Source organism: Mycolicibacterium arseniciresistens (assembly GCF_030519285.1).
GTDB lineage: Bacteria > Actinomycetota > Actinomycetes > Mycobacteriales > Mycobacteriaceae > Mycobacterium > Mycobacterium arseniciresistens.
The window spans coordinates 1-7,579 of record NZ_JAUMSQ010000148.1; the positions used below are offsets into that span (position 1 = coordinate 1).

At 69.9% G+C, this 7,579-nt stretch carries 2 protein-coding genes; both read left to right on the plus strand.

Annotation, left to right across the window (positions count from 1 at the left end; translation table 11 throughout):
• Nucleotides 1–211, plus strand: a 211-nt coding sequence (locus tag Q2100_RS31865) for a hypothetical protein (RefSeq protein ID WP_407667649.1), incomplete at its 5' end; no start/stop codon positions are given.
• The coding region (locus Q2100_RS18415) for a non-ribosomal peptide synthetase (protein ID WP_407667650.1) at nt 198–7,579 on the plus strand (7,382 nt) is incomplete at its 3' end. The genes Q2100_RS31865 and Q2100_RS18415, both read left to right, overlap by 14 nt.

A 7,579-nucleotide genomic window follows, 5' to 3' on the forward strand; every position in this document is an offset into this window, starting at 1 on the left:
CGGCCCGCACCTGCACGCCAACTGGACGTGGGCGCCCTCGGCGCTCGACCACGATCAGGTCAGCCGGTTGAGCCGGCTGTGGTTCGACGCCCTGACCGGCATCTGCGCTCACGTGCGCGGCGGCGGCGGCGGACTGACGCCCTCCGACATCGCGGTCGGTCTCACCCAACAGCAGATCGACGAACTTCAGGGGCAATATGCGGATCGCTGACATTCTGCCGCTGACACCGCTGCAACGGGGGCTGCTCTTCCACGCCAGCACCACGCGCGACGGCGGCGACGACGTGTACGCGGTGCAGCTGGCCTTCACCGTGACCGGGCCACTCGATCCCCACGGGCTGCGCGATGCGGTGCACACGGTGGTGAACCGCCATCCTCACCTCGTGGCCCGGTTCTCCGAGAAGTTCGGCCAGCCGGTGCAGATCATCCCGGCCGATCCCGCGCCCGGGTGGCAGTACCTCGAGCTGAACGCCGGCGCCGATGTCGATGAGCAGGTCGAGCGGGTCTGCGCCGAGGAGCGCGCCGCGGTCTGCGATCTCGCCGACGGGCCGGCCTTCCGGGTGGCGCTGATCCGCATCGCAGAAGAACGGCACCGGTGTGTGCTGACCAACCATCACATCGTGATGGACGGCTGGTCGCTGCCGATCCTGATGAGTGAGATCTTCGCCAGCTATTACGGACACCGCCTCCCGGCTCCTGCGCCGTACCGCAACTTCGTGTCCTGGCTGGCGTCTCGCGACCGCCACGCCGCCGAAGCGGCCTGGCGTGCCTTACTGGCCGATTTCGACACACCCACTCTGGTCGGACCGGCGCAGAGGCTGGGGCTGGGCGCCCGTGGCGTTGAATCGTTCCGGGTGACCGAGCAGACCACACGGGCGCTCGGCGATCTGGCACGCTCCTGCCACACCACCGTGAACATCGTGCTGCAGGGCGCCTTCGCCCAGCTGCTCATGTGGCTGACCGGTCAGCAGGACGTCGCCTTCGGCACCACTGTCTCGGGCAGGACCGAGGTGGCAGGTGCCGAATCGATGGTCGGTCTGCTGATCAACACGGTGCCGGTGCGCGCGACCATCACAGCGGCCACCACCACCGCGGAACTGCTGGACCAGCTGCAGCGCGCCCACAACGACACCCTGGACCATCAGCATCTGGCGCTCAACGACATTCACCGGATCACCGGTCAGGACCAACTGTTCGACACCATCTTCGGATACGAGAACTACCCGATCGACACCGCCGCGCTGTCCGACAGCAATGGGCTTTCGATCACCGATTCCGCCGGTCGTGAGTACAACCACTACCCGCTCACCGTGCAGGCTCAGCCGGGAAACGAACTGGGCCTTCGCGTGGAATTCGACGCCGACGTGTTCGACGCCGACAGTGTTCGCGCGTTGATCGGGCGGTTGCAGCGCGTGTTGGTGGCGATGACGGCCGACCCGACCCGGCGGCTGTCGTCGATCGACGTGCTCGACGAGGACGAACACGCCCGGCTGGATGCGTTCGGCAACCGTGCGCTGCTGACCCGGCCGGCGACGCCGGTGTCGGTTCCGGCGTCGTTCGCCGCACAGGTGGCCCGCACCCCGGACGCGGTCGCGGTGACCTTCGAGGGTCGCTCGCTGACCTACCTCGAGTTGGACGAGGCGGCGAATCGGCTGGCGCACCTGCTCATCGACCAAGGAGCACGCCCGGGCGAGCATGTCGCGCTGATGTTGGAGCGGTCAGCCGAGGCCATCGTGGCGATGCTGGCGGTGCTCAAGACCGGCGCGGCGTACCTGGCGATCGACCCCGCGCTGCCGGCGGCCCGCGTCGAGTTCATGCTCGTCGATGCCACGCCGATCGCCGCGATCACCACCATCGGACTGGCCGACCGACTCGGTGGTTTCGACGTAGTGGTCATCGATGTCGACGACCCCGCGATCGACTCGCGGCCGAGCACCGTTCTGCCGGCGCCGAGCCCGGATGACGTCGCTTACCTCATCTACACCTCGGGCACCACCGGAGTGCCCAAGGGAGTGGCGATTTCGCACCGCAACCTGACCCATCTGGCGGAGTCGACACCCAAAGGTCTTCCCGACGAACAGGTGTGGACGCAGTGCCACTCCTATGCCTTCGATTTCTCGGTATGGGAGATCTGGGCCGCGCTGCTCGGCGGGGCGCGGCTGGTGGTGGTGCCCGAATCGGTGACGGCCGCGCCGCAGGACTTCCACGACGTTCTCGTCAGCGAGCAGGTCAGCGTGCTCACCCAGACCCCGTCGGCAGTGGCGGCGCTCTCCCCGGAAGGTCTCGAGTCGGTGGCCTTGCTGCTCGGCGGCGAGCCCTGCCCGGGCGAGGTGGTGGATCGGTGGGCGCCCGGGCGGGTGGTGGTCAATGCCTACGGCCCGACCGAGATCACGGTGTACGCGGCGATCAGTGCGCCGCTGACGCCGGGGTCCGGGGCGCCGCCGATCGGTGCGCCGGTGTCCACCGCGGCGCTGTTCGTGCTGGACGGCTGGTTGCGTCCGGTGCCGGTGGGTGTGGTCGGTGAGCTGTACGTGGCCGGTCACGGTGTGGGGGTCGGCTATCTGGGCCGTTCCGGGTTGACCGCGGCGCGGTTCGTGGCGTGTCCGTTCGGCGGGGCCGGCTCCGGGACGCGGATGTACCGCACCGGAGACCTGGTTCGCTGGCGTGCCGACGGGCAACTCGACTATCTGGGCCGCGTCGACGAGCAGGTCAAAATCCGCGGCTACCGGATCGAACTCGGCGAGATCCAAGCCGCCATGGCCCGGGTGGACGGGGTGGAGCAGGCCGCGGTGATCGCCCGCGGGGACGGCCCCGGTGACAAGCGCCTGGTGGGTTACGTGACCGGGGAGGCCGAGCCGGCCGAGATCCGCACGGCGCTGGCCGAGCGGCTCCCGGCGTACATGGTGCCGGCCGCGGTGGTTCGGTTGCCCGCCTTGCCCTTGACGGTCAACGGGAAGCTCGACATCCGGGCGCTGCCCGCACCCGAATACAGCGGAGGCGATCACTACCGCGCCCCGGCCGACGCGGTCGAGGAGATCCTGGCAGGGGTCTACGCCCAGGTGCTGGGTGTCGAGCGGGTCGGGGTCGACGACTCGTTCTTCGACCTCGGCGGTGATTCGTTGTCGGCCATGCGGGTCATTGCCGCGATCAACAACGGCCTGGATGCGGATCTCTCGGTGCGCGCCGTGTTCGAGGCGCCCACCGTCGCCCAGTTGGCATTGCGAATCGGCGCAGGAGGGGCGCGGCGCGAGCCGTTGGTGGCGGTGGAGCGGCCGTCGGCGGTGCCGTTGTCGTTCGCCCAGCAGCGGTTGTGGTTCCTCGACCAATTGCACGGACCGTCCCCGGTGTACAACATGGCGACCGCACTGAGGCTGAGCGGGCCGCTGGACACCGGGGGGTTGCGGGCGGCGCTGGCCGATGTGGTTGCGCGCCAGGAGAGCCTGCGCACGCTGTTCGCCGCGCCCGACGGGATACCCCAGCAGCTGGTGATGCCGCCCGAACGGGCCGACTTCGGCTGGCACGTCGTCGATGCCACCGACTGGCCGCAGGCCCGACTGCAGGAGGAGATCGACGCCGCGATCCGCCACCCGTTCGATCTGGCAAACGAGATCCCGCTGCGGGCAACGCTTTTCCGCCTTGCCGAGGACACACACGTGCTCGCGGCCGTGGTGCACCACATCGCGGCCGACGGCTGGTCGATCACCCCGCTGATCGGGGACCTGGGCGCGGCGTATGTCAGCAGGTCTGCCGGGCACGCGCCCGGCTGGGCGCCGTTGCCGGTGCAGTACGTCGATTACACGTTGTGGCAGCGCGCGCGGCTGGGTGAGCTGACCGACTCGGAAAGCCGCATCGCCGCGCAGGTGGGGTACTGGGAGCAGGAGCTCGCCGGGCTGCCCGAGCGGCTGCAGTTGCCGACCGATCGCCCTTACCCGGCGGTGACGGATCAGCAGGGCGCCACGGTGACGATCGACTGGTCCGCCGAACTGCAGCAGCAGGTTTCGCGGGTTGCCCGCGAGCACAACGCCACCACGTTCATGGTGATCCAGGCCGCCCTGGCGGTACTGCTCGCCAAGGTGAGCGCCAGCACCGACGTGGCGGTGGGCTTCGCGGTCGCCGGGCGCACCGACCCCGCGCTGGACGAGGTGGTGGGGTTCTTCGTCAACACCCTGGTGCTGAGAACGGACCTGACGGGTGATCCCACCGTCACCGAGCTGCTGGCCCAGGTGCGCCGGCGCGGCCTGGCCGCCTACGAGCACCAGGATGTGCCCTTCGAAGTGCTTGTCGACCGGCTGCAGCCGACCCGGAACCTCACCCACCACCCGCTCGTCCAGGTGGCGTTGACGTGGCAGAACAACGAGGCCGCGACGCTCGCGCTGGGTGACCTGCAGGTCACGCCGATGCCGGTGGACACCCGCACCGCCCGGATGGACCTGATGTTCTCCCTCGGTGAACGCTGGTCCGAGAGCGGCCAGGCCGCCGGGATCGGCGGGGCGGTGGAGTTCCGCACCGACGTGTTCGACCCGGACAGCATCGAGGCGTTGATCGGCCGGTTGCAGCGGGTGTTGGTCGCAATGACCGGCGACCCGAAACGGCGGCTGTCGGCGGTGGATGTGCTCGACGGGGGTGAGCATGCCCACCTGGACGAGCTCGGCAACCGCGCGGCGCTGACTCAGCCGGGAGCCCCGGCTGTGTCGATTCCGGCGCTGTTCGCCCAGCACGTGGCACGGACACCGGACGCGGTGGCGCTGGTATGCCAGGGCCTGTCGATGACGTACATGCAGCTCGACGAGGCCGCCGGCAGGTTGACGCACCTGCTGGCCGCCGACGGTGTGGGACCGGGACAGTGTGTGGCACTGCTGTTGGAGCGGTCGGCCGAGGCGGTCGTGGCGATCCTCGCGGTGCTCAAGACCGGAGCGGCGTATCTGTCGCTCGACGCCACGGTGCCGTCTGAGCGCCTGCGGTTCATCGTGGAGGATGCCGCGCCGGTGGCGGTGATCACCAGCGCGGAATTGCGGTCACGGCTCGACGGAATCGCCGTCGCCGTGGTCGATGTCGCGGATCTGGCCGGCGTGGCCCTACCCGGTACGGCGCCGGCGGGGCCCGACCCCGGCGACGTCGCGTACCTGATCTACACCTCCGGCACCACCGGCACACCCAAGGGCGTGGCGGTCACCCATCACAGCGTGACCCGGTTGCTGGCGTCGTTGGATGCGGGGTTGCCGAATCCCGGGGTGTGGCCGCTGTGTCATTCGTTGGCCTTCGACGTGTCGGTGTGGGAGATCTTCGGGGCGCTGCTGCGCGGGGGACGGGTGGTGGTGGTCCCCGAAGCGGTGGCGGGTTCGCCGGAGGACTTCCACGAGGTGTTGGTCAGCGAACAGGTCAGCGTGTTGACGCAGACGCCGTCGGCGGTGGCGATGCTGCCGCAGCAGGGTCTGGAGTCGGCGGCGTTGGTGGTCGTCGGGGAGGCCTGTCCGGCCGAGGTGGTGGACCGGTGGGCACCGGGGCGGATGATGGTCAACGCCTACGGCCCCACCGAGACCACGATGTGCGTGGCGATCAGCGCGCCGCTGACTGCGGGATCGGGTGCGCCGCCGGTCGGCTTCCCCGTTCCCGGGGCGGCGTTGTTCGTGCTCGACCAGTGGTTGCACCCCGTTGCGGCCGGGGTGGTCGGCGAGCTGTATGTCGCCGGCGACGGCGTGGGCGTCGGCTACCTGGGCCGTCCGGGATTGACCGGATCGCGGTTCGTGGCGTGCCCGTTCGGCGCGGCCGGAACGAGGATGTATCGCACCGGGGATCTGGTGTCCTGGGGCGCCGATGGGCAGCTGCGGTATCTCGGGCGTGCCGATGAACAGGTCAAGATCCGCGGCTACCGCATCGAACTCGGCGAGATCCAGTCCGCCCTGATCGGGCTGGACGGGGTGGAGCAGGCGGCGGTGATCGCGCGCGAGGACCGCCCCGGCGACAAGCGCCTGGTCGGCTACATCACCGCGTCGGTGGCCGGCGCGCTCGATCCCGCCGCGGTCCGTCGCGCGTTGGCGCAGCGGCTGCCGGTCTACATGGTCCCGGCGGCGGTGGTGCTCCTCGACGCGTTGCCCCTCACGGCCAACGGCAAGCTCGACAGCCGCGCCCTGCCCGCACCCGAATACACCGCCGGCGAGTATCGGGCCCCCGGCAACGCGGTCGAGGAGATCTTGACCGACATCTACGCGGAAGTACTGGGGCTGGAGCGGGTGGGGGTCGACGAGTCGTTCTTCGACCTGGGTGGCGACAGCATTCTGTCGATGCAGGTGGTGGCCCGCGCCCGCGCCGCCGGGGTGGTGTGCAGGCCGCGCGATGTCTTCGTCGAGCAGACGGTGGCGGGCGTGGCCCGGGTGGCGGTGGTGGCCGGCAGCGGCTCCGAAGTGGTGGACGAAGGCATCGGGCCGGTGATCGCCACGCCGATCATGCGGTGGCTGAGCGCTGTGGACGGCCCCGTCGACGAGTTCAATCAGACTGTGCTACTGGCTGTTCCGTCACCGGTCGCCGAGGCCGACGTGGTGGTGGTGCTGCAGGCGCTGCTGGATCGCCATGCGATGCTGCGGTTGCGCGTCGACGACGACGGCGCCGGTGGCTGGTCGTTGACGGTGCCCGAGGTGGGCGCGGTGGACGCACGCGACTGCCTGCGGACCGTCGAGGTGCTCGACGACGAGGTGCTCGTCGAGGCGCGGTCGCGGCTCGACCCGGGCGCCGGGGTGATGCTCAGTGCGGTGTGGGCGCCCCCGACGAGTCAGCTGGCGATCATCATCCACCACCTGGCCGTCGACGCGGTGTCGTGGGGAATTCTGTTGCAGGACATCAACATCGCCTGGGTCCAGCATCACGGCGGCCAACCGGTGGCCCTGCCCGGAGGCGGGACGTCATTCGCGCGATGGTCGTCGTTGCTGGCCGAGCACGCCCACGACGCAGAGGTCGCGGCCCTGGGGGAGGAGTGGAGGCAGGTGGCGGTGACTCCGGCCGCGCTTCCCGCGCCCCGACCCGAGCGGGACACCTACGCCGGCGCCGGGCAGATGTCGGCGTCCCTGGGCGCCGACACCACGCGGTCGCTGCTGGGTGAGGTGCCTGCGGCGTTCCATGCCGGAATCCAGGACATCCTGCTGATCGCGTTCGGGCTGGCGTGGACCGAGTTCCTCGGCCACGGCGCGATGCCGATCGGCATCGACGTGGAGGGCCACGGCCGCCATGAGGAACTCGCCGCGGACGTGGACCTGTCGCGCACGGTGGGCTGGTTCACCGCCAAATACCCGGTGACACTCGACGTCGGCGGATTGTCCTGGGCGCAGGTCACCGCCGGTGATGCGGCGCTCGGTGCGGTGATCAAGGCCGCCAAGGAACAGCTTCGCGCACTGCCCGATCCGTTGACCTACGGTCTGCTGCGCTACCTCAATCCCGACGTGGACCTGCCGGAGTCCGACCCGTCGATCGGCTTCAACTACTTCGGTCGACTCGGTGGTTCGCCGCACGCCGCCGGTGTCGATGAGCTGTGGCGGATCAGTCAGGACGGTGTGTCGATGACCGCCGCCGCGACCGCGGTGCCGATGCC